This window comes from Azospirillum sp. TSH20 (genome assembly GCF_003115935.1).
Taxonomy (GTDB): Bacteria; Pseudomonadota; Alphaproteobacteria; order Azospirillales; family Azospirillaceae; genus Azospirillum.
In genome coordinates this window covers 1-23,617 of record NZ_LGQU01000080.1, presented here as the reverse complement: position 1 = coordinate 23,617, position 23,617 = coordinate 1, and the positions used below count along the sequence as shown (strand labels likewise).

Below are 23,617 nucleotides of genomic sequence, written 5' to 3'. Positions count from 1 at the left end.
CCCCCCCGGGGAGAGGGTCGGGGTGAGGGGGATGCACAGGAAGGATTTTTGGTAAAGGGCCGCCACGCGTCCCCCTCACCCTAACCCTCTCCCCGGGGGGGAGAGGGGACTGGACCGAGTAGGAAGGAACCGAAGATGCCGACCAGCGCGCCGTGGGATTCCCTGTGGATCGACCTGTCCGTCGCCACCATGAGTGATGCCGACGGTTACGGCGCCATCGCCGATGCGGCGGTTGGCATCAAGGACGGCCGCATCGCTTATGTCGGTCCGCGCGCCAATCTCACCGATGCGCCTGACGCGCTGGCGACCGAGGTCCATTCGGGGCAGGGCGGCTGGATGACCCCCGGCCTGATCGACTGCCACACCCACCTCGTCTATGGCGGCAACCGCGCCCGCGAGTTCGAGATGCGGCTGAACGGCGCCACCTATGAGGAGATCGCGCGGGCCGGCGGCGGCATCCTGTCCACCGTCACCGCCACCCGCGCCGCGACGGAGGACCAGCTTCTGGCCGCCAGCCTGCCGCGGCTGGACAGCCTGCTGGCGGAGGGCGTGACCACGGTGGAGGTGAAGTCCGGCTATGGCCTCGACACCGAGACCGAAACCCGCATGCTCTGCGTCGCCCGCCGGCTGGCCCAGGTCCGCCCGGTGGAGGTCCGCACGACCTATCTCGGCGCCCACGCCCTGCCGCCGGAGTTCAAGGGGAACGCCGACGGCTACATCGACCGCATCTGCACCGAGACTCTGCCGGCCATCGCCGAAGCCGGGCTGGCCGATGCGGTGGACGCCTTCTGTGAGGGGATCGGCTTCTCCGTCACCCAGACCCGGCGGGTGTTCGAGACGGCGAAGCGTCTCGGCCTGCCGGTGAAGCTGCATGCCGAACAGCTGAGCAATCTCGGCGGCGCCCGGCTGGTGGCGGAGTTCGGCGGGCTGTCGGCCGACCATATCGAGCATCTGGACGAGGAGGGCGTCGTCGCCATGGCCAACGCCGGCACGGTGGCGGTTCTGCTGCCCGGCGCCTTCTACGCCCTGCGCGAGACCAGGCTGCCGCCGATCGACCTGCTGCGCCGCCATGGCGTGCCGATCGCGCTGTCCACCGACAACAACCCCGGCACCTCTCCGGTCACCTCGCTTCTGCTGATGCTGTCGATGGGCTGCACCTTCTTCCGCCTGACCCCGGCGGAGGCGCTGGCCGGCATCACCCGCCATGCGGCGAAGGCGCTGGGCCTCAGCGACCGCGGCGTGATCGCGCCCGGCCTGCGCGCCGATCTGGCGGTCTGGCGCATCGAGCATCCGGCGGAACTGGCCTACGCCATCGGCCTCAACCCCTGCATGGCGGTGGTGAACGGCGGGGTGGTTCGTACTCCCCGCGTGGAGGCCGCATGAGCGACGTCATCTCCACCGCCCAGCCGCGCTACGCCCAAATCAAGGAGACCATCCGCCGCCGGATCAGCTCCGGCGCCTGGCCGGAGGGCTTCCAGATCCCGTCGGAGCACAAGCTGCTGGAGGAATTCTCGGTCAGCCGCATGACGGTCCACCGCGCGCTGCGCGACCTGACCGACGAGGGGCTGCTGACCCGCGTGCAGGGGCTGGGCACCTTCGTTGCCGAACGGCCGCCCAGCACCGACGTGGTGGAACTGCGCAGCATCGCCGACGAGATCGCCGAGCGCGGCAACGTCCATTCCTGCCGGGTGGAGCAATTGCTCGCGGTTACCGCCGATGCGGGGTTGGCGCGGCGCTTCAATCTGCCGGTCGGGGCGAGGCTGTTCCACTCCGTCGTCGTCCACAGCGAGAGCGACGTGCCGGTGCAGCTGGAGGAACGCTGGGTCAACCCGGCGGTGGCGCCCGACTATCTAGACCAGGACTTCACCCGCCAGACGCCGGGTGAGTACCTGATCCGGCTGGAATCCTCGCCGCAGGTCGAGCACGTCATCGAAGCGGTGTCGCCGACGCCGGAGATCGCCCGGCTGTTGGACATCCCCGTTACCGAGCCTTGTTTGCGCGTGACCCGCCGGACGTGGGTCGGGGGGCGGGTGGTGACGGTGGCGATGCTGATCCATCCCGGCAGCCGCTATCGGCTGGGCGCGCGCTTCCAGCTGCCGCCGCCTTAGCAACGTTAGACCCCCACCTAACCTCCCCCGCTGGGCGGGGGAGGGACTGCCGCCACCCTCCCGTACAAGCGCTTGCTCCCTCCCCCGCCCAGCGGGGGAGGGTTGGGGTGGGGGCAAGAGTCAGCACAACACGCATCCCCTCCCACCAGGAGCCATCCCCCATGTCATCCCGCCTCGACAACCAGCGCGTCATCCGTGCCCCGCACGGCCCCGAACTGAGCTGCAAGAGCTGGCTCGCCGAGGCGCCGATGCGCATGCTGATGAACAACCTCGATCCCGACGTTGCCGAACGGCCGCAGGAACTGGTCGTCTATGGCGGCATCGGCCGCGCCGCCCGCGACTGGGAGAGCTTCGACCGCATCGTCTCGGCGCTGAAGACGCTGAACGACGACGAGACCCTGCTGGTCCAGTCGGGCAAGCCGGTCGGCGTCTTCCGCACCCATGCCGACGCGCCGCGCGTGCTGATCGCCAACTCCAACCTCGTGCCGCGCTGGGCGACCTGGGAACATTTCAACGAGCTGGACCGCAAAGGTCTGGCGATGTACGGCCAGATGACCGCCGGCAGCTGGATCTACATCGGCAGCCAGGGCATCGTGCAGGGCACCTACGAGACCTTCGTCGAGGCCGGGCGCCAGCATTACAACGGCGACCTGAAGGGCAAGTGGATTCTGACCGGCGGCCTCGGCGGCATGGGCGGGGCGCAGCCGCTGGCCGCCACCATGGCCGGCGCCTGCATGCTCGCCGTCGAATGCCGCCCCAGCAGCATCGAGATGCGCATCCGCACCGGCTATCTCGACCGCCACACCGCCGACCTCGACGAGGCGCTGGCCTGGATCAACGAGGCCTGCGCGAAGGGCGAGGCGATCTCGGTCGGCCTGCTCGGCAACGCCGCCGACGTCTTCCCGGAACTGGCGCGCCGCGCCGCCACCGACATCAAGGCCCGGCCGCACATCGTCACCGACCAGACCTCCGCCCACGATCCGGTGAACGGCTACCTGCCGCAGGGCTGGACGCTGGAGGAGTGGGAAAGCGCCCGCGAAAGCCAGCCGGCCGCGGTGGCCGCCGCCGCCCGCAAGTCGATGCGGGTGCAGGTGGAGGCGATGCTGGTCTTCCATGCCATGGGCATCCCGACCGTCGATTACGGCAACAACATCCGGCAGATGGCGAAGGAGGAGGGGCTGGAGAACGCTTTCGACTTCCCCGGCTTCGTCCCCGCCTATATCCGCCCGCTGTTCTGCCGCGGCATCGGCCCCTTCCGCTGGGCGGCGCTGTCCGGCGATCCGGAGGACATCCGCAAGACCGACGCCAAGGTGAAGGAGCTGATCCCCGACGATCCGCACCTGCACAACTGGCTCGACATGGCGGCCAAGCGCATCCAGTTCCAGGGCCTGCCGGCGCGCATCTGCTGGGTTGGCCTGGGGCAGCGCCACCGCCTGGGCCTCGCCTTCAACGAGATGGTGAAGTCGGGCGAGCTGAAGGCCCCCATCGTCATCGGCCGCGACCATCTCGACAGCGGCTCGGTCGCCAGCCCGAACCGCGAGACCGAGGCGATGAAGGACGGCACCGACGCCGTGTCGGACTGGCCGCTGCTGAACGCGCTGCTGAACACCGCCAGCGGGGCGACCTGGGTCAGCCTGCACCATGGCGGCGGCGTCGGCATGGGCTTCTCGCAGCATTCCGGCATGGTCATCGTCTGCGACGGCAGCGACGCCGCGGCCAAGCGGATCGAGCGCGTGCTGTGGAACGACCCGGCCACCGGCGTGATGCGCCACGCCGACGCCGGCTATGACATCGCCATCGAGTGCGCCAAGGAGCAGGGACTGAACCTGCCGTTCCTGAAGTAAAGCGGGTGACGTGACTTCTCCCTCTCCCCCCGGGGAGAGGGAAGGGGCCCATGCGGAGCATGGGAAGGGTGAGGGTTGCGCAAGGAACCATGCGCTCCTTGATTCTTGACCTCACCCTCACCCTCCCCACGCCTGCGGCGTGGGTCCCCTCCCTCTCCCGGGGCGGGAAAGGGCATTTTCCTCACGCCCGTCGGATCAGCTCCGAATACCAGCGCGCGGACTCCTTCGGGATCCGCGCCTGGGTTTCGAAATCGACCCGGACGATGCCGAAGCGGGTGCCGTAGCCGCCGCCCCATTCGAAATTGTCCAGCAGCGACCAGACGAAATAGCCGCGCACGTCGGCGCCCAGCCCCTTCGCCTCCGCCATCGCGGCGATGTAGGCCTGGAGGTAGGCCAGCCGCTCCGCATCGACCACGCGGCCCTCGGCGTCCGGCATCTCCGCCGCCTTGGTGCCGTAGCCGTTCTCGGTGACGTAGATCGGCAACCGGTAACGCCGGGTCAGGTCGACAAGCGTCTCGCGGAAACAGCCGGGGTCATAGGGCCAGTCGATGGCCGTCCGCTTCATTCCCGGCGGCGGCGAGCCGAAGCCGAAGCCCCAGATCAGGCTGTCGTCCCGGCGACCATAGACCGGCGCGTAGTGGTTCAGTCCGAACCAGTCCACCGGCCGGGCGATGCGCGCCATGTCGCCGGGCTGGACGTACGGCTCGATGGCCTCGGCGATGCGGCGCGGATAGTGAGCCAGCAGTTGCGCGTCGGGGAAGGCGCGGTTCCAATGCTCGTCGAACAGGGCCGCCGCCTCGACATCCTCCGGCTTGTCGGTCTCCGGCCGCATCGGCTGCACGCTGTGCACCGCGCCGATGGAGGCCCCCGGCACCAGCGCCCTCAGCACATCGACCCCGGCGCCATGGGCGAGGTTGACGTGGTGGATCGTCTTCAGGTGGGCAGCGCGGTCGGCGATGCTGGGCGCGCCCCAGCCGAAGGCCCAGCCGAACAGGGTGAAGACCGAGAATTCGTTGAAGGTCGCCCAGCGCTTCACCCGGTCGCCATAGCGCCGCGCGCACAGCGCGGCATAGTCGGCGAACCAGCCGATGCTGTCGCGGGTGCCCCAGCCGCCCAGATCCTGCAAGGCCTGCGGCAGGTCCCAGTGATAGAGGCAGAGCCAGGGCTCGATCCCCTTCTCCAGCAGCCGGTCGATCAGCCGGTCGTAGAAATCCAGCCCCTTTTCGTTCGGCGCCCCCCGACCGCGCGGCAGCACCCGCGGCCAGGAGACGGAGAAGCGGTAGGCCTGCAAGCCCAGATCCGCCATCAGGTCCACATCCTGCGGCATCAGGTGGTAATGGTCGCAGGCGACGTCGCCGCTCTCGCCATTGTCGACCCGGCCCTTCAGCTTGCAGAAGCTGTCCCAGATGCTGGGCGCCCGCCCATCGGCCTCGGCCCCGCCCTCGATCTGATAGGCGGAGGTCGAAGCGCCCCACAGGAAGTCTTTGGGAAAAACCGGACGTTCGGCCATGACGGATCACCCGAATGGAGAGTGGTTGGATCCTACCCCTTTCCCGTCCGGGTGGAAGGGGCCAATCGTCGCTGCAGCGGGTGGCGTGGGGCACCACCATCCGTCGGGTAAAGCGTCACCATATCGCGGTCGACAGGACGGCGTGGCGCTCCTATGGTCACGCCGACCGGACGAGCGAATTCAAAAAGGGGATGGGCGCATCATGGCGAAGAAGGACGGAGTCAACGGCAAGGGCGGCCAGTTCAGCGGGACGCCGGCCGACCGGCTGGTCCGGCTGTGGCGCAACAACGACGAACGTTTCGGCGCCCTGCTGGACGAGGTGCTGGACGGCAACCGCCAGGGCGTGATCGAAGCCGCCCTGGGCAAGCTGCGCGAGGAGGAAGGCTACGACTTCATGGACGAGGTCGAGGCCTTCTCCGAGACGGCGCAGAGCACCGACGAGCATGGCGACCCCACCCTGTCCACCCTGTTCTGGGTGGCACTGGAGGTCGACGGCCGGCTGGACGAGCCGCCGTCGGTCGACGCCATCGAACGCGCGCTCGATTCGGCCGGTCTGCTGGAAAAGGCCGCCGACATGCGGCTGCTGCCGCTGTGGCTCGATCCGGAACCGCTGTCCTACCTTGAGGCCGCCGACCGCCGCACCCTGCTGCGCCGCCTGATCGACTCGCCCGAGGCGGCCGAGTCCTTCATGCGCGAGCAGGATCTGGTCGCCGCCCCCGACGATATCGGCACCCGCCTCGTCGGCGTTGTCGGTCTGGTGATCGAGGAGGATGAGGAGCGGGAGGGCGAGGCGATGCCCGACCCGCTGAACCTCGGATTCTCCGGCGAGGGCGAGGAGATGGAGATCGACCCCATCGAGCAGGAGCGCATCCGCCAGTCGATGGCCGCCTTCGCCGAGGCGGTCGCCACCGCCGACCCGCGGGTGAAGCGCTGCGAGCCGGTCGGTGGGCTGAACGACCTGCTGGACTTCACCGCCGAGGGCGTCTGGCCGGACGACACCGTGGCCAGCTTCGACGAGATCAACGACTTCCTCGACATCGCCGGCAACGAGACCGGCGACGGCATCCTCGACGTGACGGCGGAGCAGACGCCGGAGGGCCTGCAGGTGCGCGCCTACAACTCCGACGGCGTGCTGCTGGACGAGCGCAGCTTCGACCTGACCGGTGACCGGGCGGAAGAGGCGCTGGCCCTGATGAAGCGCCGCTGCCGCCGCGTCAGCGAGGGGTAATCCGCTTCCCGCAGCCCCCTCAACTCATCTCCTCCAGCCGCAGGGGCCTTTCCACCAGCAGGCGGAAACGGCCCCGGCCGGTCTTCTCGATGCGCAGGGGGCCGCGGCGGTCGGCCAGCCGGCGTTGCAGCAGGATCAGCCGCGCTTCCAGGTTCTCGGCGAGGTCGGGCAGCGGGATGTCGGGCGCCAGCCGCAGTTCGCGGTTGGTGAAGTCGGTGCGGCCCAGCGCGGTGTGGTCGCGCACCAGCTTCCACAGGATGGCGCCGGCCACCCCCTTGATCAGGTAGTCATGGTCGAGGAAGACGCTGTCGTCGCAGGCGTAATGGCGCACGGTGATCGGATCGCCGATTGCCGGCGCTCCGGCAACCGGAGCCGGCGCCTCTTCGGCCTCCGCGCCATGGGCCGGCGGCAGGCCGCGCATCAGCGCACCCAGCTGCGCGGCCAGCGTCGCCAGCGCGTCCTCGTCGTCATAGGTGAAGCGCATCTCCTGCGGGCTTTCCACGAACAACACGCCGGCCAGTTCGCCATGCTCCCCGCACGCCCCCTGATGCGCCGGGTTATGCGCCAGGATCGGCACTGCCAGTTGGCTGTGCGGCCGGTCCAGACCGGGGAAGGGGATCTCGCGCAAGAGGCCCGCTGCCGTCCCCTCCCGCATCGCCATGCTGTAGGCGACGTCGGTGGTCATGTGGGTGATGCGGATCGGCACCCGCTCGCGCGCCGCCATGCCGATCACCCCGTCGCCGGGCGCCACCTCCCAGCCGATGCCGCTGCCGCGGCTTGAGGCCTCATAGCCCAGCGCTGCGACGGTGAACAGCCGGCCGCTGGCGGCGTCGGGCAGCAGGATCAGCGCATGCTCCACGCCGAACAGATCGCGCAAGGCGGCGATGGCGCGGTCGAGCAGGTCGGACAGGTCTGCGGCGCCGCGCAACCCCTCGCAGGCGCGCCGGACCGCCGACAACAGGCTGCGCGGCCGGACCGGGGCGGGCAGGGGACGGCCGCCGGCGACCGCCTCGATCGCCACCACCCGGAACAGGTCGGCGCCGCGCAAGCGGAACACCTCCGCCATCCCGACATGGGAGGCGATGCCCGACAGCTTCGCCTTCATGCTCTCGAACAGCGGCCCGTCCGTCTCGGTGCGCAGATAGGCCAGCCGCAGCCGGTACTGCGCCCCGGTGGACGGGTCGATCACCTCCAGTTGGGCGTCCGGATTGGCCAGGATGTTGGCCCGCGTCTTGTTGAAGAACTGATAGGACAGGGCGATGTGGCCTGGATCGACGTAATGGACCTGCGACAGCTGCGACACGTTCGGCGTTCCCTCGGCGTCCGCCGTGGCGATGGTGCCGGGGATCACGCCCTCCAGGCAGGTCCGGATGGCGTCCAGGGTAAGAGCATTCTGGGGCAGGGGGCTGTTCATGCCGGAATCCGCTCGCCGGCCTTTGGTCCCGGCGTCTGGTCGAAGACCGCGGCGGGGTCCAGATGCAGCGCCACCAGATCGCTCGGATCGAACTCCATCACCGCCCGGACGAAGGCTTCCGTGAATCCCATCCCGGCCAGCTCTGCGATGAAACCGTCGATGTAGGGACCGGGCAGCGCCGCCTCTTCCACCGTCGGCGCCACCATGGTGGCAGCGTCGTCCTTGATCTGAATGGACCGGTGGGTGCTGGGTTCGGTGAAGACCACGGCCAGCCGCCCGGTCTCGGCGACGGCGGCGACCAGCGCGGCGTTGGCGCGCCCGTCGATCAGCACGGTCAACCGCTCGCCGCCCGGCGACACCCGCGCCGCCACGGCTCTGGCCACCAGCGGGCGCCCGTCGCGGTCACTGGTCGCAACATTGACGCTGAGGCTGCGGTCCAGGAAGTGCCGGACCGTCTCGTCCAAACCCCTCACCTGCCGCATGTTCCGCCGCTCCGCATTGCCGACCAGCCGTCAGCATAGCGCCGCCGCCGGCCCGGCGGCAAACCAACCGAAGGACGTCATCCATCGGCGAAGCTTGCGGCGGAGCCTGTTCAGGCCCCCGGTGCCACCACGAAACAGGCCATGCCGATGTTGACCAGTCCGCTGCAGGCGCTGGCGGCATCCTGCTGCGACAGGCCGGACAGGCGGGCGCGATAGAGCGGACCGGTCTGGGTATCCACCGCCTGGACGACCCGTTGCGAACGCGACAGCACCGGCATGGAATTGCGGGCGCGGTCGATCACGCGCTGGCTGTCGTCGGGCGAGCGGAAGGCGCCGAGCTGCACCGTCCACACCCCGCCGCCGGCGGTCGCCGCCCCGCTCATCGTCGCCACCGGACGCGGCGCCGGAGCATCCGGAGTCGAGGTATCGGGCGCTACCACCCGCACCGCCGGTGCCGGCGTCGGTGCAGGAGCCGGCAGGGCGGCCACGGCGATCGGCGGCCGACTCGCCGCCGGGCGGCTGCTGGCGGGAGGGGTGTAGGAAGGCGCCGGGTTGACCGGGGCCGAATAGGAGGAGGACGGCCGGGCATAGGGCGAACCGTAATCCGGCGGCGAATCGGACGACGGCGCGCTGACCAGCACGATGTCGGCGCCGTTGGGCGCCGGGGTGCGGTTCAGCCGCGGCCCGACCGACGCGATGTAGCGGCGCGTCTCGCCCGGCAGGCCGCGCTTGCCGGCCAGATAGTCGCCGTAACAGCCGGGACCGCAGTTGTAGGCGCCAAGGAAGCCCGGCGCGCCGAACAGGTTGTACATCTCGCGCAGATACGCGGTGCCGGCGATGATGTTGTCATGCGGATCGAAGGGGTCGGAGCCCAGATTGTGCTTGCGCCGCATTTCGTCATAGGTCGCCGGCATCACCTGCATCAGCCCCATGGCGCCGGCCTTGCTGACGATGGGCTTGCCGTTGACGGTGGTGCGCCCGCCGCTTTCCTGGCGGATGACCTCGCGGATCCACAGCTCCGGCATGTCGAAGCGCTTGGAGGCTTCCGCGACATGCGCGTCGATTTCCTCCGGCGAGGCGACGCGATGTGTGCCCCCGCCGCTGGCGCAGGCGCTCAGCAGGGCGGTCAAGGCGGCGCAGGTCAGCAACGGCTTCAGGCGACGCACGGAACCCCCGGTCATCGTTCAGTTCAACTTTAGGATAAGCCCGATTTGGAGGTAGAGACCTTTGCACATTCCCGGCCCGCCGTAAACCGTCCCAGCTGTGACCTTCGACGCGGCCGGAGAGCGCGGGAGGGGAGGGGGCTTCCAATCCTTCGGACGGACAAGCGGCCGTCCGGGTATCTGCCGTCCGGCGCAGCCTATGCCGGGATTTCCCTTGCCTGGGTTTAAAGGGCGATCAGCTCTCGCGATCGTCGTCGGGATCGCGGCGGGTGGTGAGTTCGCGCATCAGCCGTTCCTTGGCGGTCTTGCGGCTTGGCCGGCTGCCGCCACGCCCGAACAAGCCGCCTCTCAGCCCGCCCAGCAGGCCGCCGGCTTTCGGCTCCTCCTCCGGCTCCTCGGCCATCTGGGCGCGTTCCGCCTCGCGCCGGGCCAGCATAGCGGCGCGGTCGACCAGCGGGTTGCGCAGCCGGTGCGGCAGCGCCCTGAAGGCGAGGTTGGCGCGTTCCAGGTCGGCCAGATCCTCGGTGGAGCGGGCGATGCGCAGCGCCACCCGCAGCAGGTCGAGTCGCCACGCATCCTCCGGCGCATGCGGCAGCGTCTCCGCCGCCGCCAGCAGGGTATCCAGCCCCTTGCCGGTCAGCGCGCTGGTGGATCGTTCGCTGCTGGATTTATCGGTGTCGCGGTCCCGTCCCATTCCGTCATCATTGCTGTCGCGCTGAAGGCGGACTTTAGGACGGCTCGACAGGATTTGTCTGCCCCCATGCGGAGACCACACCATTCGGGTGGGGGAGGGCACCCCACTCCGTCGGCTTCAATCGCGAAACGCTACGACGATCATGCGGTCGGAAGCCTTGGCCGGTTTGAAGAACGGCCTCAAAGGCTGGTTCGACGTGTGGACGCCGGTAAACCCCGTCGGGAAGTTATGTGTCCTTTTGAATTGCGCAGCGCCAAGAGGAACATCGGTCTGATAGTCGAAATAGGTTAGCTGTCCATTATCGCGCACAGCTGCGATCCAATGCGCACCAATAATCTGTTTGAAGTCGCTGTTGTATTTTCCCACAAGAACAAGGAAGTAGGCCCCATCCGGATATCCATTCATGAAATGCTCTGCGGCGGGGATCATCAATGGGTTGTCTTGCGAGCCGTTCACGACGATGTTCTGGCAACCGCGTGAGCGGAGATAGCTCACAATCCCTTCGACCTGTCCCTGAATGTAGCGGGCGGAGTCGATCTTCGTTCCGTTTCTCTTTTCCTGATATCGGACGAAGATTTGCGAAACGAACTCGCCACTGAACGGAGCGTTGACGTTGCCGCCGACAATCGTGTTCAGTTCCTGCATGATGGTTCCATAGTTCTCGTCCATCAGGCCGGCCAGGGCACAGACGGCGCAATTCGATTCCGCCACCATTCCGTTCGGCGCGTTGTTAACTGGCATTTCCCGCACTCCATTCGACCTTCGGCTGTGCGGATGCTCTCAAAGAAATGTTCGGCCGGTCAACCAAAGTCTTGCGGCAGATCACGAAATAAAAACGACCCCCTCCCCGTCGCCGGGAAGAGGGCTGCAAGTCAGTCGGGGAAATGCGCGGCTGGATGCCGGCAACCATGCCGACACCCACGGGGATGGGCGCGGCATCTCGAAGCCGGCCCCTCCGCTTTCCAGCGGAAGGACCGGAAAACTCACCTCATTCCGCGGCCTGCGCCACGGTCAGGCCCAGCCGCTTGGCGACGCCCTCGCCATAGGCGGGGTCGGCGGCCAGGAAGTGCTTCAGCTGGCGCTGCTGGATGAACAGCGGGGCCTTGCCCAGGCTGCCGGCGATGTTGTCCATCAGGCGGTCCTGAGCCTCGGCACCGATCAGGCGGAACAGCGCGCCGGACTGGGCATAGTCGTCGTTGCCTTCGCGGTGGTCATAGGCGGCGGCGTCGCCGCTGATGCGCAGCGGCGGCTCGCTGGCAACCCCGGTCTGGGCCGGGCCGCCGAAGCTGTTCGGCTCGTAGTTTGGCCGGCCGCCGCCGTTGCCGTCGACCCGCATGGCGCCGTCGCGCTGGTAGTTGTGGACCGGGCAGCCCTGCGGCTTGTTCACGGGGATCTGCGCGTAGTTGCCGCCCAGCCGGTAGCGGTGGGCGTCGGCATAGGCGAACAGCCGGCCCTGCAGCATCTTGTCCGGGCTGAAGGAGATGCCGGGCACCACGCTGGCGGGGCTGAAGGCGGCCTGCTCGGTCTCCGCGAAGAAATTCTCCGGATTGCGGTTCAGCACCAGCTCGCCGATCTCGATCAGCGGATAGTCGGCATGAGGCCACACCTTGGTCAGGTCGAACGGGTTGATGCGGTAGGCGTCGGCCTCGGCCTCCGGCATGATCTGCACCGAGACGGTCCAAGCCGGGAAATCGCCGTCCTCGATCGAGGCGTACAGGTCGCGGGTGGCGTGGTCGGGGTCGATGCCGGCCATCGCGGTCGCCTGCTCGGCGGTGAAGTTCTCGATGCCCTGGCGGGTCTTGAAATGGTACTTGACCCAGAAGCGTTCGTTCGCCGCGTTGATCCACGAGAAGGTGTGGCTGCTGAAGCCGTCCATGTGGCGATGGCTGCGCGGGGTGCCGCGGTCGCTGAACAGGATGGTCAGCTGGTGCATCGTCTCCGGTGACAGCGAGAAGAAGTCCCACACGGCGGTGGGGTCCTTCAGGTTGGTGGCCGGGTTGCGCTTCTGGGTGTGGATGAAGTCGGGGAACTTCAGCGGATCGCGCAGGAAGAAGACCGGTGTGTTGTTGCCGACCAGATCGTAGTTGCCTTCCTCCGTATAGAACTTCACCGCGAAGCCGCGCGGGTCGCGCTCGGCATCGGCGGAGCCCTTTTCGCCGCCAACGGTGGAGAAGCGCAGGAAGACGCCGGTCTCCTTGCCGACCGTCGACAGGAAGGCTGCCTTGGTCCATTGCGTCACGTCGCGGGTGACGCGGAAGGTGCCGTAGGCGCCGGCGCCCTTGGCATGCACAACGCGCTCCGGAATGCGTTCGCGGTTGAAGTGGGCCAGCTTCTCGATCAGGTGGAAATCCTGCAGCAGCAGCGGACCGCGCGGCCCGGCGCTCAGCGAATTCTGGTTGTCGGGAACGGGCTGGCCGAAGCTGGTGGTCAGGGTGCTCATCCGGGTCATCCTCGTTGGGGCGGTGTCGCCTGAAGCGGCGTCATTGTCTGTGCGCTATCATTGTCTCGCCCCTGGTTATCCGGCGTCTTGAACGATATATCCAAGACATAGAAGGAAATGCACCAATAGGCTCCACCTATGAATCTCTCCGGCCTGTCCCTGCGTGACCTGGAATATGTCGTCGCCGTCGCCGAGCTGCGCCATTTCGGCCGCGCCGCCGAACGCTGCGCCGTCAGCCAGCCATCGCTGAGCGCCCAGATTCGCAAGCTGGAAGAAGCCCTTGGCCTGTCGCTGTTCGAACGCACCAGCCGTAAGGTCCTGTTGACCCTGCGCGGCGAGGCCATCGTGGCGCAAGCCCGCGTGGTGCTGGAGGAGGCGCGGCGGCTTCTGACGCTGGCCGACGGGTCGGACGGGGCACTGACCGGCCGGCTGCGGCTGGCGGCGATCCACACGCTGGGCCCCTACCTGTTTCCCCACATCCTGCCGGCGCTGCGTACGACCTGGCCCGACCTGACCCTGATCCTGTCGGAAGGCCGCACCGACAGCCTGCTGGAGGAATTGCGCGACGGCCGGCTCGACGCCGTGCTGCTGGCCCTGCCGGTGGAGGGCGACGGGCTGGCGGCCGAACCGCTGTTCTTCGAGCCGTTCCTGCTCGCCCATCCTGCCGGCCACCGTCTCTGCGCCATACCCGGCCTGTCGCTGAGCGACCTCGACCCGGCGGAGCTTCTGCTGCTGGAGGAGGGGCACTGCCTGCGCGATCAGGCACTGGCCGCCTGCGGTCTCAGCGCGCGGGGCGGCGGCGTCCATGCCACCGGACTGGAGACGCTGCGCCACATGGTGGCGGCGGGGGCCGGCTGCACGCTGATGCCGGTCCTGGCGGTCAAAGGGGCGGCCAAGGGGGAGGATGGCCGCGCCGCCACGGTCGGCGGGCTGGTGGAATACCGTGCCTTCGACGGTCCGCATCCGCCCGGCCGCGTCATCGGTCTGGTCTGGCGCGCCAGCGACCCGCGCGACCGTGGCCTGCGTCAACTGGCAGACTTGTTGCGCCGCGACCTGCCGGCCGGCACGGAGCCCGCCCTATCCCAAAGAGATGACTGACGGGGGGAAGGAACAAGCGCCCATCGGCCGGGTTGAAGGCTCCGCCCGCTCTCCTCACTGTTCAGGGGACGGGTGCGACTTTCGATACAGGCGGAGAAACGGGCGATCATGGCGAATATCCTGAAACAAGCGACACGGCTCGGTGAAGGATTGCCCTTTCCGTTGGGCGCGACCTGGGACGGGCTCGGCGTCAACTTCGCGCTGTTTTCCGCCAACGCGACGAAGGTCGAACTGTGTCTGTTCGATGAAAGCGGCGAGGAGGAGCTTGAGCGCATCGAGCTTCCCGAATTCACCAACGAGATCTGGCACGGTTACCTGCCGGACGCCCGTCCCGGCCTGCTCTACGGCTACCGCGTGTACGGCCCCTACGAGCCGGAGAACGGCCACCGCTTCAACCCGAACAAGCTTCTGCTCGACCCCTATGCCAAGGAGCTGGTCGGCGAGATCCGCTGGAACCCGGCCCATTTCGGCTATGTGATGGAATCGGGCGACGACCTGACCTATGACGAGCGCGACAGCGCGCCCTTCATGCCGAAATGCAAGGTGATCGACCCGGCCTTCACCTGGGGCCGCGACCACAAGCCCGGCACCGCCTGGGACCGCACCATCTTCTACGAAACCCATGTGAAGGGCTTCACCAAGCTGCACCCGGCGGTGCCCGACAGCCTGCGCGGCACCTATGGCGGCATGGCGGTGAAGGAGGTGGTCGACTACATCAAGTCGCTCGGCGTCACCTCGGTGGAGCTTCTGCCGGTCCATGCCTTCGTCCAGGACCAGCATCTGGTCGACAAGGGGCTGGCCAACTACTGGGGCTACAACTCCATCGGCTTCTTCGCGCCGGAACCGCGCTATGCCGCGTCGGGCAACGCCATCAAGGAATTCAAGGAGATGGTGGCGCATCTCCACAATGCCGGGCTGGAGGTGATCCTCGACGTCGTCTACAACCACACGGCCGAGGGCAATGAACGCGGGCCAACGCTGTCCTTCAAGGGCATCGACAACGCCTCCTACTACCGCCTGATCCCGGACCAGCAGCGCTACTACATCAACGAGACGGGGACCGGGAACACCGTCAATCTCAGCCACCCGCGCGTGCTGCAGATGGTCACCGACAGCCTGCGCTATTGGGCGACGGAGATGCATGTCGACGGCTTCCGCTTCGACCTCGCCACCATCCTCGGCCGCGAACCCTACGGCTTCGACGAGGGCGGCGGCTTCCTCGACAGCTGCCTGCAGGACCCGATCCTCAACAGCGTCAAGCTGATCGCCGAGCCGTGGGACTGCGGCCCCGGCGGCTATCAGGTCGGCAACTTCCCGCCGGGCTGGGCGGAGTGGAACGACCGTTACCGCGACACCGTCCGCGCCTTCTGGAAGGGCGACGAGGGCAAGCTGCCGGAGGTGGCGCCGCGGCTCTGCGGCTCTGCCGACCTGTTCGACAAGCGCGGGCGCAAGCCCTGGGCCAGCGTGAACTTCATCACCGCCCATGACGGCTACACGCTGAACGACCTCGTTTCCTACAACGACAAGCACAACGAGGCGAACGGCGAGGGCAACAACGACGGCCACTCCCACAATCTGTCCTGGAACCATGGGGTGGAGGGGCCGACCGACGATCCGGAGATCAAGGCGCTCCGTGAACGGCAGAAGCGCAACATGCTGGCGACGCTGCTGCTGTCTCAGGGCTCGCCGATGCTGCTGGCCGGCGACGAGTTCGGCAACACCCAGCACGGCAACAACAACGCCTATTGCCAGGACAACGAGACGGCGTGGCTGAAGTGGGACGGCATCGACGAGGACGGGCAGGCTCTGATCGAGTTCGTCCGCCGCGTCGTCGCGGTTCGCCAGTCCTTCCCCATGCTGCGCCGCGGCCGCTTCCTGTCCGGTGAATACAATGCCGAGTTCGACGTGAAGGACGTCACCTGGCTGACCCCGGCCGGCGACGAGATGGACGAGAGCCATTGGCACGACGGCAATGCCCGTTGCCTGGGCATGCTGCTCGACGGCCGCGGGCAGGCCAGCGGCATCAAGCGCCCGGCGATGGACGCCACCCTGCTGCTGGTCATCAACGCCCACCATGACGTGGTGGAGTTCACCCTGCCGGAGGTGACCGGCGGCAGCGTCTGGCGCTGTCTGCTCGACACCAACCTGCCCGACCCCGACGAGGTGCCGCGCGTCAACACCGGCGAAGGCTACATCGTCACCGGCCGGTCGCTGCTGCTGCTGGCCCTGGAACCGGAAGGCAAGACCTCCTTCGCGCTGCGCCGCGCCGCCCGCGCGCTCCGCAGCGTCGCCGAGAGCCCGACCGCGGTGTCGTCCTATGGCGAGGAGACCACGGAAGAGGAGAAGCCGGCGGAACCGGTGGAGGTGAAGGAACCGGTGAAGGCCGAAGCGGTGGCGGAGCCTGCGCCGGTGAAGAGCGAAGCGCCCGCGAAGAAACCCACCTGACCTATCTCCTAATCCCCCTCTCCCCCCGGGGAGAGGGGATTCTCCGGCTTCCGGATCCCCCGCCATGAAACTCTTCGAATGCCAGAACTGCCACCAGCCGCTCTATTTCGAGAACACGCTGTGCGAGCGCTGCGGGCACCGGCTCGGCTATCTGCCGGATGTGGGGACGCTGTCGGCGCTCGACCCCACCGACCATGACGGGGTGTGGAGCGCGCTCGCCACCAGCGAACCGCTCTACAAGTTCTGTGCGAATGCGGATCTCGACGCCTGCAACTGGATGCTGCCGGCCGACTCCGCCGACACCCACTGCGCCGCCTGCCGGCACAATCGCACCATACCCGACCTGTCCGACACCGCCAACCTCACGCGCTGGCGCAAGTTGGAGTTGGCGAAGCATCACCTGTTCTACACCCTGACCAACCTGAAGCTGCCCCTGCAGAGCCGGATCGACAACCCGGAGGAAGGTCTCGCCTTCGACTTCCTGACCGACACCGTCGCCGCCGACGGCACGGTGACGCCGGTGCTGACCGGCCATGCCAACGGCCTGATCACCATCAACGTCGCCGAGGCCGACGATGCCGAGCGCGAGAAGCGCCGCACCGAGATGGGCGAGCCCTACCGCACGCTGCTCGGCCATTTCCGCCACGAGAGCGGTCATTACATCTGGGACCGGCTGGTGCGCGACGACCCGGCGCTGCTGGAGCGCTTCCGCGCCCTGTTCGGCGACGAACGGCAGGATTATGGCGAGGCGCTGAAGCGCCATTACGCCGACGGCGCCCCGGCCGACTGGCAGGCGAATTTCGTCAGCACCTATGCCACCGCCCACCCGTGGGAGGATTTCGCCGAGACCTGGGCGCACTACCTGCACATCGTCGACACGCTGGAAACGGCCCGCGCCTTCGGTCTGCGGGTTCGCCCACGCATCACCGAAGGGGCGGAACTGGAGGCGGAGGTCGACTTCAACCCCCACAAGGCCCGGCGGATCGAGGATCTGATCGACCTTTGGCTGCCGCTGACCTACGCGGTGAACAGCCTGAACCGCAGCATGGGCCAGCCGGACCTGTACCCCTTCATCCTGTCGGCCGCAGTGATCGAAAAGCTGGGCTTCATGAACGGGATGGTGCGGGGGCTGGAGGGACGTTAGACCCCCACAACCGTCCGCACCCAGCGCACCGCGCGGTTGCGGCCGTCGCGCTTGGCCTTGTAGAGCGCGGAGTCGGCATGGCGCATCACCGTCGCCATGTCGCTGTCGTCCTCCGGCCAGGAGGCGATGCCGATGGAACAGCCGACGCGGACCGTCTCGCCGTTGAACGACACCGGCTCGTTGACGGCGGCGATGATGCGCGCCGCCAGTTCCTCGGTGTCGGGAGCCGGGCGGTCGGCGCGGCGGGGAAGCACGGCGGCGAATTCGTCGCCGCCCAGCCGGGCGACCACGTCGTCGTCGCGGAAGATGCTGGCCAGCCGGCCGCCGATCTGGCGCAGCACGGCGTCGCCGGCATCGTGGCCCAGCCGGTCGTTCACCGGCTTGAAACCGTCCAGGTCGATGTACATCACCGTCGCCGATCCGCCGCCGCCGCCGGTCGACGCCTCGACATACTGTTCGAAGTAACGCCGGTTCGGCAGCGCGGTCAGCCGGTCCTCGTAGGCGATGTCCTCCAGCCGCATCAGGGCGACGTCCTTGTTGGTCAGGCTGTCCACCATCTCCCGCAGCGCCACCGACAGCCGGCGGATCTCCGCCGCACCGCCGACATCGGGGATCGCCACGCCGCGCTCGCCCTTGCCGATGCGCTCGGCGGCGTCGGCGATGGCGCCCAGCGGCCGGGCGATGCGTCCGGCGGCGAACCAGCCGATGCAGCTGAACAGCAGGGCCAGCACCGCGCCGGACCCGATGATCGTCAGCCGCAGGCGGTCGGTTTCGGCATAGACGATATCGGCCGGCTGGCGGGCGACGACGGTCCAACCCAGCCCGGCGTAATCGTGCAGCCCCTTGCCGTGGGCCACGCCGGTGACATAGGTGACGCCGTCGGGCCAGACCTCGCTGCTCCAGCCGTCGCGCAGCTTGGCGGTCAGCGTCGGCACCGGCAGGGGCTTGCCGACCGCCGAATCGGGACCGATCAGCACGGTGCCGTCGGCCGACAGGATGTAGAGCGTCAGCCCCTTGCGGTCGGACAAGGGCTCGATCAGCTGCCGGATCGAGGCGTGGGCCCATTCCCAGCTGTAATGGGCGGCCAGCACGCCGACCGTGGTGCCGTCCGCCTTCTGCAGCGGGGCCGACACGTCGACGAATTTCGGTGTTTCGCCCTTCAGGTACGGCACCTTGCCACGCAGGGCCACCGCCTCGTGCACGTCGCCGACGAACAGGCCCTTCATGCCTTCCTGATGGACCGGGCGGCTGGCGATGTCGGCCCCCAGCAGCAGCCCGTTGGAGGCCGCCACCACCCGCCCGTCGGCGTTGGTCATGCCGATCCAGGCGATGGTCGGGTCGCGGCGCTTCAGCTCGTCGATGGTCGATTGCGCCACCGCCGGGTCCTTCAGCGCGTCGATCCGTGACAGCGCGGCGATCTGGTTGGCGCGCGCCCACATGGTCAGATCGAGCTGCCGCGCCAGCGATTGCGCCAGCCCGGTCATCGAATTGCCGATCTCCTTCGCCAGCGCGTCGGCCGCGCCATTGCCGACGACCAGCCCCTTCACCAGAGTCGACCCGAGCAGCAGCACGGCGACGGTGACGGCCACGGTCATCCGCAGGCCGAAGGCCCGGCGCGGAACACGGATGGTGGCGACATGGTGTCCGGCGGTCCGGCCGCTTGGCTGTCCAAGGGGCGACATCGTGGCAAGATCCTTATCAAGCGGCGCCGGCCGAGCCGGGTGGGAGACGATCAGTGCAGACACTGTATCATCCCAGCCCTTTATAAAGGGTCAAGCGGAACCGAAGCGATGCATTTACAATGTAAAAGGGAAAATTGCCGAACTTCCAGCACGTCCCGGACGTACGTCAGCCAAAAAAGTTTGCGAAGCTGACTTTCAGCATATTGCGTAAAAGAGAAAAGGCCGCTAGCTATACAGCCGCGGCCCGAGTTTAGGGAGGAAACGCCTGAAAGGCGATCGAAAAAACAAATAATGCTGCGTCGCCGAAAATCCAGCCCGATGTGGCTGGATTTTTCGTTTCAGCCGCAAGAATCTTCGCCAATATCGGTGTTGCCCCGGCGGAAGGGGGATTCCCCAAACGGTTGGTTGCGCTATCATGTCAGCCCAACGAACCAGACAGCCGGGAAGACTCCTCATCATGAAACGGCGTGCGTTCCTCTCCAGCGCCGGTGTCGGCATTGCCGCCGCCGGAACCGCCGCGACCATCGCGGCTCCGGCCATCGCCCAGACCTCCCAGCCGGAGATCAAGTGGCGCATGGCGTCGAGCTATCCCAAGAGTCTCGACACCATCTATGGCGCGGCGGAGTTCATCGCCAAGCGGGTGTCCGACGCCACCGACGGCAAGTTCCAGATCCGCACCTTCGCGGCGGGCGAGATCGTCCCGGCGCTGCAGGTGCTGGACGCGGTGCAGAACGGCACGGTCGAGTGCGGCCAGTCGGCGGCCTATTTCTATGTCGGCAAGGATCCGACCTTCTGCTTCGACACCGCCATGCCCTTCGGCCTGAACACGCGCCAGCACATCGCCTGGATGATGCATGGCGGCGGTCTGGAGCTGATGCGGGAGGTGTTCAAGGATTACAACATCCACCACATCCCCGCCGGCAACACCGGCGCCCAGATGGGCGGCTGGTTCCGCAAGGAGATCAAGAGCCTGGAGGATCTGAAGGGGCTGAAGATGCGCATCGGCGGTCTGGTCGGCCAGATCCTGACGCCCTTCGGTCTGGTGCCGCAGCAGCTCGGCGGCGGCGACATCTATCCGGCGCTGGAACGCGGCACCATCGACGCGGCGGAGTTCGTCGGTCCCTATGACGACGAGAAGCTGGGCTTCCACAAGGTCGCCAAATACTACTACTACCCCGGCTGGTGGGAGGGTTCGGCCCAGATCCCGCTGATGTTCAACATGCAGGCCTGGGAACAGCTGCCGAAATCCTACCAGACCATCCTGGAACAGGCCTGCTGGGAAGCCAACAGTTGGATGATCGCCAAGTACGACACGCTGAACGCCTCGGCGCTGAAGCGGTTGGTCGGCGGCGGCGCCGTGCTGCGCCCCTTCCCGCGCGACATGATGCAGGCCTGCGAGAAGGCGGCGTTCGAATTTTACGACAAGCTCGCCGCCGGCAACCCGCGCTTCAAGAAGGTCTATGACGGCTGGAAGCCCTTCCTGGAGCAGGAGCGGCTGTGGTTCCGCGTCGCCGAGAACGGCTTCGACAGCTTCGTCTACAGCCAGTCGGCGCAGCAGCGCTGAGTCGCGTCGCGGGGCGGACCGCCTGCGGCGATTCGCCCCGCCTTTCGTTGAAAAGGCTGATTTTTTCAGGTCTTTCTGTCCGCAATCTCGATCATTGGTCTTCTCAATCGCACGCGAATGGAGCACACTGCCGGTCTAAGCGTGGGCATTGCCTTCGCAGTTGCACAAAATTTCAGCAAAGCGTTGAATTGATCACGACATAGTCATTCCTCTTGTCTATTTTCTTAAACGCGTGGTACCGTCAGGGTCAGAAAGACGGACCGGACCGGGGTGGCGTACCCGGATCCAGGTCGCCTGTGACGGGAGCGGACGGATGGACGGCGGGATGATCGCGACGACAGATACCCTGGTGCGCTTTTCCGGGGTGCAGAAGACCTACGATGGCGAGCATCTCGTGGTGAAAAGCCTCGATCTCGACATTCGCAAGGGCGAATTCCTGACGCTGCTGGGGCCGTCGGGGTCGGGCAAGACCACCACGCTGATGATGCTGGCCGGGTTCGAGGTGCCGACCCATGGCGACATCTTCATCGGCGACCGGCCGATCAAGAACACGCCGCCGCACAAGCGCGACATCGGCATGGTCTTCCAGAACTACGCCCTGTTCCCCCACCTGACGATCGAGGAAAACGTCGCCTTCCCGCTGTCGGTGCGCGGCGTTCCGAAGGCGGAGGTGAAGGAGCGGGTTCGGGCCGCGCTCGACATGATCAAGCTCGGCAACCTCGCCGGCCGCCATCCCGGTCAGCTGTCGGGCGGCCAGCAGCAGCGCGTGGCGCTCGCCCGCGCCCTGGTCTTCAACCCGGCGCTGGTGCTGATGGACGAGCCGCTGGGCGCGCTCGACAAGCGCCTGCGCGAGCATATGCAGCTGGAGATCAAGCGCCTGCACGAGACGATGGGCCTGACCGTCGTCTACGTCACCCACGACCAGGGGGAGGCGCTGACGATGTCCGACCGCATCGCGGTCTTCAACGACGGCATCGTCCAGCAGATCGACAGGCCGGATGCGCTGTACGAGCGGCCGGTGAACAGCTTCGTCGCCAACTTCATCGGCGAGAACAATGTCCTGAGCGGCGTTGTCGAAAATATCGAACAGGGCTGGGCGCGGGTGAGGCTCGATGCCGGCGGGTCCGTGGTGGCGCAGGCGGTGAACATCGGCGGCGCCGGCAACCGCACCTCGCTGTCGCTCCGGCCGGAGCGCGTCGCCATCGAAACCGGCGACAGCGGCGACAGCGACATGAACCGGCTGCCGGCGACGCTGACCGACCTGATCTATCTCGGCGACCACACGCTGGCGGTGCTGAACACGCCGGCCAACCCGGAATTCATGGTCAAGCTGCCGGCCGGCTCCTATGCCGGTCTTGCGCCGGGCCAGAATGTCTACATCGCGTTCCGCCCGGAGGACTGCCGGGCGCTCGATCCGGTCTGAGGACGTGGTTCCTCGGCGCCAGGATGCCTTTCAGCAACAACAACCACGACGAATAAGGACGGGGAATCATGTCGAAGATTAAGGTGGCTCTCGGTTTCGCTGCGACCTTCACCGCCCTCACGGCCCTGGCTTCGGCCGCAAGCGCCCGCGACCTGACCGTCGTGTCGTGGGGCGGCGCCTATCAGGACGTCCAGAAGAAGGTGTATTTCGGTCCGTTCAAGGAGACCGGCACCCCGATGAACGACGAATCCTGGGACGGCGGCGTCGGCGTCCTGCGCGCCAAGGTCCAGGGCGGCGCCTCCACCTGGGACGTGGTCCAGGTCGAGAGCGAGGAACTGGCGCTGGGCTGCGACGAGGGCCTGTACGAGAAGATCAACTACTCCAAGATCGGCGGCGAGGACATCTATCTGCCGGCCACGGTCAATCCCTGCGGCGTCGGCGCCATCGTCTATGACTTCGTGCTCGGCTACGACAAGGACAAGCTGAAGGACGCGCCGAAGAGCTGGGCCGATTTCTTCGACACCAAGAAGTTCCCGGGCAAGCGCGGCCTGCGCCAGGGCGCCAAGACCACGCTGGAAATCGCGCTGATGGCCGACGGCGTGGCCCCGGCCGACGTCTACAAGGTGTTGGGCACCGAGGCCGGTATCGACCGCGCCTTCAAGAAGCTCGACACCATCAAGAACGACATCGTCTGGTGGAAGGCCGGCGCCCAGCCGCCGCAGCTGCTGGCCTCGGGCGAAGTGGCGATGACCTCGGTCTACAACGGCCGCATCGACGCCGCCAACAAGAACGAGAAGAAGAACTTCGGCATGGTGTGGAACGGCGCGCTCTACACCATCGACAGCTGGGTGATCCTGAAGGGCAGCCCGAACCAGGACGCCGCCTACAAGTTCCTGAACTTCGTCGGCAAGGCGGAGAACCAGGCCAAGCTGTCCGAAGGCATCGCCTACGGCACGTCGAACAAGAAGGCCCCGTCGCTGCTGCCGAAGGCCGTTCTGGCCGACCTGCCGACCGCGCCGGACAACATGAAGAACGCGATCGAGATCAACACCGACTTCTGGCTGGAGAACATCGACCGCCTGACCGAACGCTTCAACAAGTGGGCGGCGAAGTAAGCTTACCCAGCGACACCCCAGAAAACCCCCTCTCCCCCCGCTCACGCGCAAACTTTGTTTGCGCTGACGCGACAGGCGGACCTCCGGTCCGCCGAAAGCGGGGAGAGGGGCGGGGTGAGGGGGACGCACAGCGGCACACATCGGGCCGAAATGTGCTTCCCACTTCAGTTTTTTGGCGGATCACTTCCCGCCCTTCGGTGACTGGACGCCTCGCGTCCCCCTCACCCTAACCCTCTCCCCGGGGGGGGGGGGGGGGGGGATGG

General features: G+C 67.3%; 18 protein-coding genes. 10 read left to right on the top strand and 8 right to left on the bottom strand.

The annotated features are described in order from the left end of the window. The first annotated feature begins 135 nt into the window (after nt 1-135). From hutI to hutU, 3 genes are all read left to right on the top strand, one after another. A complete protein-coding gene (hutI, locus tag TSH20_RS21935; RefSeq protein ID WP_109492983.1) occupies nt 136-1,383 on the top strand; it encodes an imidazolonepropionase in 1,248 nt (415 codons plus the stop codon). Continuing rightward, nucleotides 1,380-2,108 carry a histidine utilization repressor gene (gene hutC, locus TSH20_RS21930; protein ID WP_109156660.1) on the top strand — a complete coding sequence of 243 codons (729 nt, stop codon included), beginning with the start codon at nt 1,380-1,382 and terminating at the stop codon, nt 2,106-2,108. The genes hutI and hutC overlap by 4 nt, the downstream gene beginning before the upstream one ends. A gap of 161 nt (nt 2,109-2,269) precedes the next feature. Next, nucleotides 2,270-3,952: a urocanate hydratase gene (gene hutU / locus TSH20_RS21920; RefSeq protein WP_109156659.1), complete on the top strand. Its 1,683-nt coding sequence runs from the start codon at nt 2,270-2,272 to the stop codon at nt 3,950-3,952. A 181-nt stretch (nt 3,953-4,133) separates the two neighbouring features. On the opposite strand, the gene TSH20_RS21915 is transcribed toward hutU, so the two are convergent. Further along, nucleotides 4,134-5,462: a GH1 family beta-glucosidase gene (locus TSH20_RS21915; protein WP_109156658.1), complete on the bottom strand. Its 1,329-nt coding sequence runs from the start codon at nt 5,460-5,462 to the stop codon at nt 4,134-4,136. A 202-nt stretch (nt 5,463-5,664) separates the two neighbouring features. Between TSH20_RS21915 and TSH20_RS21910 the strand changes: the two genes are divergently transcribed. Next, on the top strand, nt 5,665-6,690 hold the full coding sequence (locus TSH20_RS21910) for a hypothetical protein (protein WP_109156657.1): 1,026 nt from the start codon (nt 5,665-5,667) through the stop codon (nt 6,688-6,690). Nucleotides 6,691-6,709: 19 nt separating this feature from the next. Here TSH20_RS21910 and TSH20_RS21905 read toward each other — a convergent pair whose 3' ends face one another. The 6 genes from TSH20_RS21905 to TSH20_RS21880 form a co-directional block, all read right to left on the bottom strand. Further along, nucleotides 6,710-8,104 (bottom strand): GAF domain-containing protein, encoded by a 1,395-nt coding sequence (locus tag TSH20_RS21905; protein ID WP_109156656.1) that lies wholly within the window; start codon nt 8,102-8,104, stop codon nt 6,710-6,712. After that, nucleotides 8,101-8,586, bottom strand: coding sequence for a hypothetical protein (locus tag TSH20_RS21900; protein WP_109156655.1), 486 nt, complete (start codon nt 8,584-8,586; stop codon nt 8,101-8,103). The genes TSH20_RS21905 and TSH20_RS21900 overlap by 4 nt, the downstream gene beginning before the upstream one ends. 110 nt (nt 8,587-8,696) lie before the next feature. Beyond that, on the bottom strand, nt 8,697-9,767 hold the full coding sequence (locus TSH20_RS21895) for a transglycosylase SLT domain-containing protein (RefSeq protein ID WP_109156654.1): 1,071 nt from the start codon (nt 9,765-9,767) through the stop codon (nt 8,697-8,699). A 217-nt stretch (nt 9,768-9,984) separates the two neighbouring features. Next, nucleotides 9,985-10,443, bottom strand: a complete 459-nt coding sequence (locus tag TSH20_RS21890) for a hypothetical protein (protein WP_109156653.1) — start codon at nt 10,441-10,443, stop codon at nt 9,985-9,987. 117 nt (nt 10,444-10,560) lie between these two features. Beyond that, nucleotides 10,561-11,184, bottom strand: coding sequence for a hypothetical protein (locus TSH20_RS21885; protein ID WP_146205402.1), 624 nt, complete (start codon nt 11,182-11,184; stop codon nt 10,561-10,563). A 247-nt stretch (nt 11,185-11,431) separates the two neighbouring features. After that, complete coding sequence (locus TSH20_RS21880; RefSeq protein ID WP_109156651.1) at nt 11,432-12,883, bottom strand: catalase; 1,452 nt, start codon at nt 12,881-12,883, stop codon at nt 11,432-11,434. Between the two features lie 138 nt (nt 12,884-13,021). Here TSH20_RS21880 and TSH20_RS21875 point away from each other — a divergent pair, with 138 nt between their 5' ends. The 3 genes from TSH20_RS21875 to TSH20_RS21865 all read left to right on the top strand — a co-directional run bounded on the left by TSH20_RS21875 (nt 13,022) and on the right by TSH20_RS21865 (nt 17,570). Next, complete coding sequence (locus tag TSH20_RS21875; protein WP_109156650.1) at nt 13,022-13,981, top strand: LysR substrate-binding domain-containing protein; 960 nt, start codon at nt 13,022-13,024, stop codon at nt 13,979-13,981. Nucleotides 13,982-14,089: 108 nt separating this feature from the next. Next, a complete protein-coding gene (gene glgX / locus TSH20_RS21870) occupies nt 14,090-16,426 on the top strand; it encodes a glycogen debranching protein GlgX (protein WP_109156649.1) in 2,337 nt (778 codons plus the stop codon). 64 nt (nt 16,427-16,490) lie between these two features. Next, nucleotides 16,491-17,570 (top strand): putative zinc-binding peptidase, encoded by a 1,080-nt coding sequence (locus TSH20_RS21865; protein ID WP_109156648.1) that lies wholly within the window; start codon nt 16,491-16,493, stop codon nt 17,568-17,570. On the opposite strand, the gene TSH20_RS21860 is transcribed toward TSH20_RS21865, so the two are convergent. Next, a complete protein-coding gene (locus TSH20_RS21860; protein ID WP_109156647.1) occupies nt 17,567-19,252 on the bottom strand; it encodes a GGDEF domain-containing protein in 1,686 nt (561 codons plus the stop codon). The two genes, TSH20_RS21865 and TSH20_RS21860, sit on opposite strands and share 4 nt — an antisense overlap. Nucleotides 19,253-19,709: 457 nt before the next feature. Between TSH20_RS21860 and TSH20_RS21855 the strand changes: the two genes are divergently transcribed. The 3 genes from TSH20_RS21855 to TSH20_RS21845 all read left to right on the top strand — a co-directional run bounded on the left by TSH20_RS21855 (nt 19,710) and on the right by TSH20_RS21845 (nt 23,354). Next, nucleotides 19,710-20,816 (top strand): TRAP transporter substrate-binding protein, encoded by a 1,107-nt coding sequence (locus TSH20_RS21855; RefSeq protein WP_109156646.1) that lies wholly within the window; start codon nt 19,710-19,712, stop codon nt 20,814-20,816. Nucleotides 20,817-21,129: 313 nt separating this feature from the next. After that, nucleotides 21,130-22,239 carry an ABC transporter ATP-binding protein gene (locus TSH20_RS21850; RefSeq protein ID WP_109156645.1) on the top strand — a complete coding sequence of 370 codons (1,110 nt, stop codon included), beginning with the start codon at nt 21,130-21,132 and terminating at the stop codon, nt 22,237-22,239. 68 nt (nt 22,240-22,307) lie between these two features. Then, a complete protein-coding gene (locus TSH20_RS21845) occupies nt 22,308-23,354 on the top strand; it encodes an ABC transporter substrate-binding protein (RefSeq protein WP_109156644.1) in 1,047 nt (348 codons plus the stop codon). Nucleotides 23,355-23,617 lie beyond the last annotated feature (263 nt).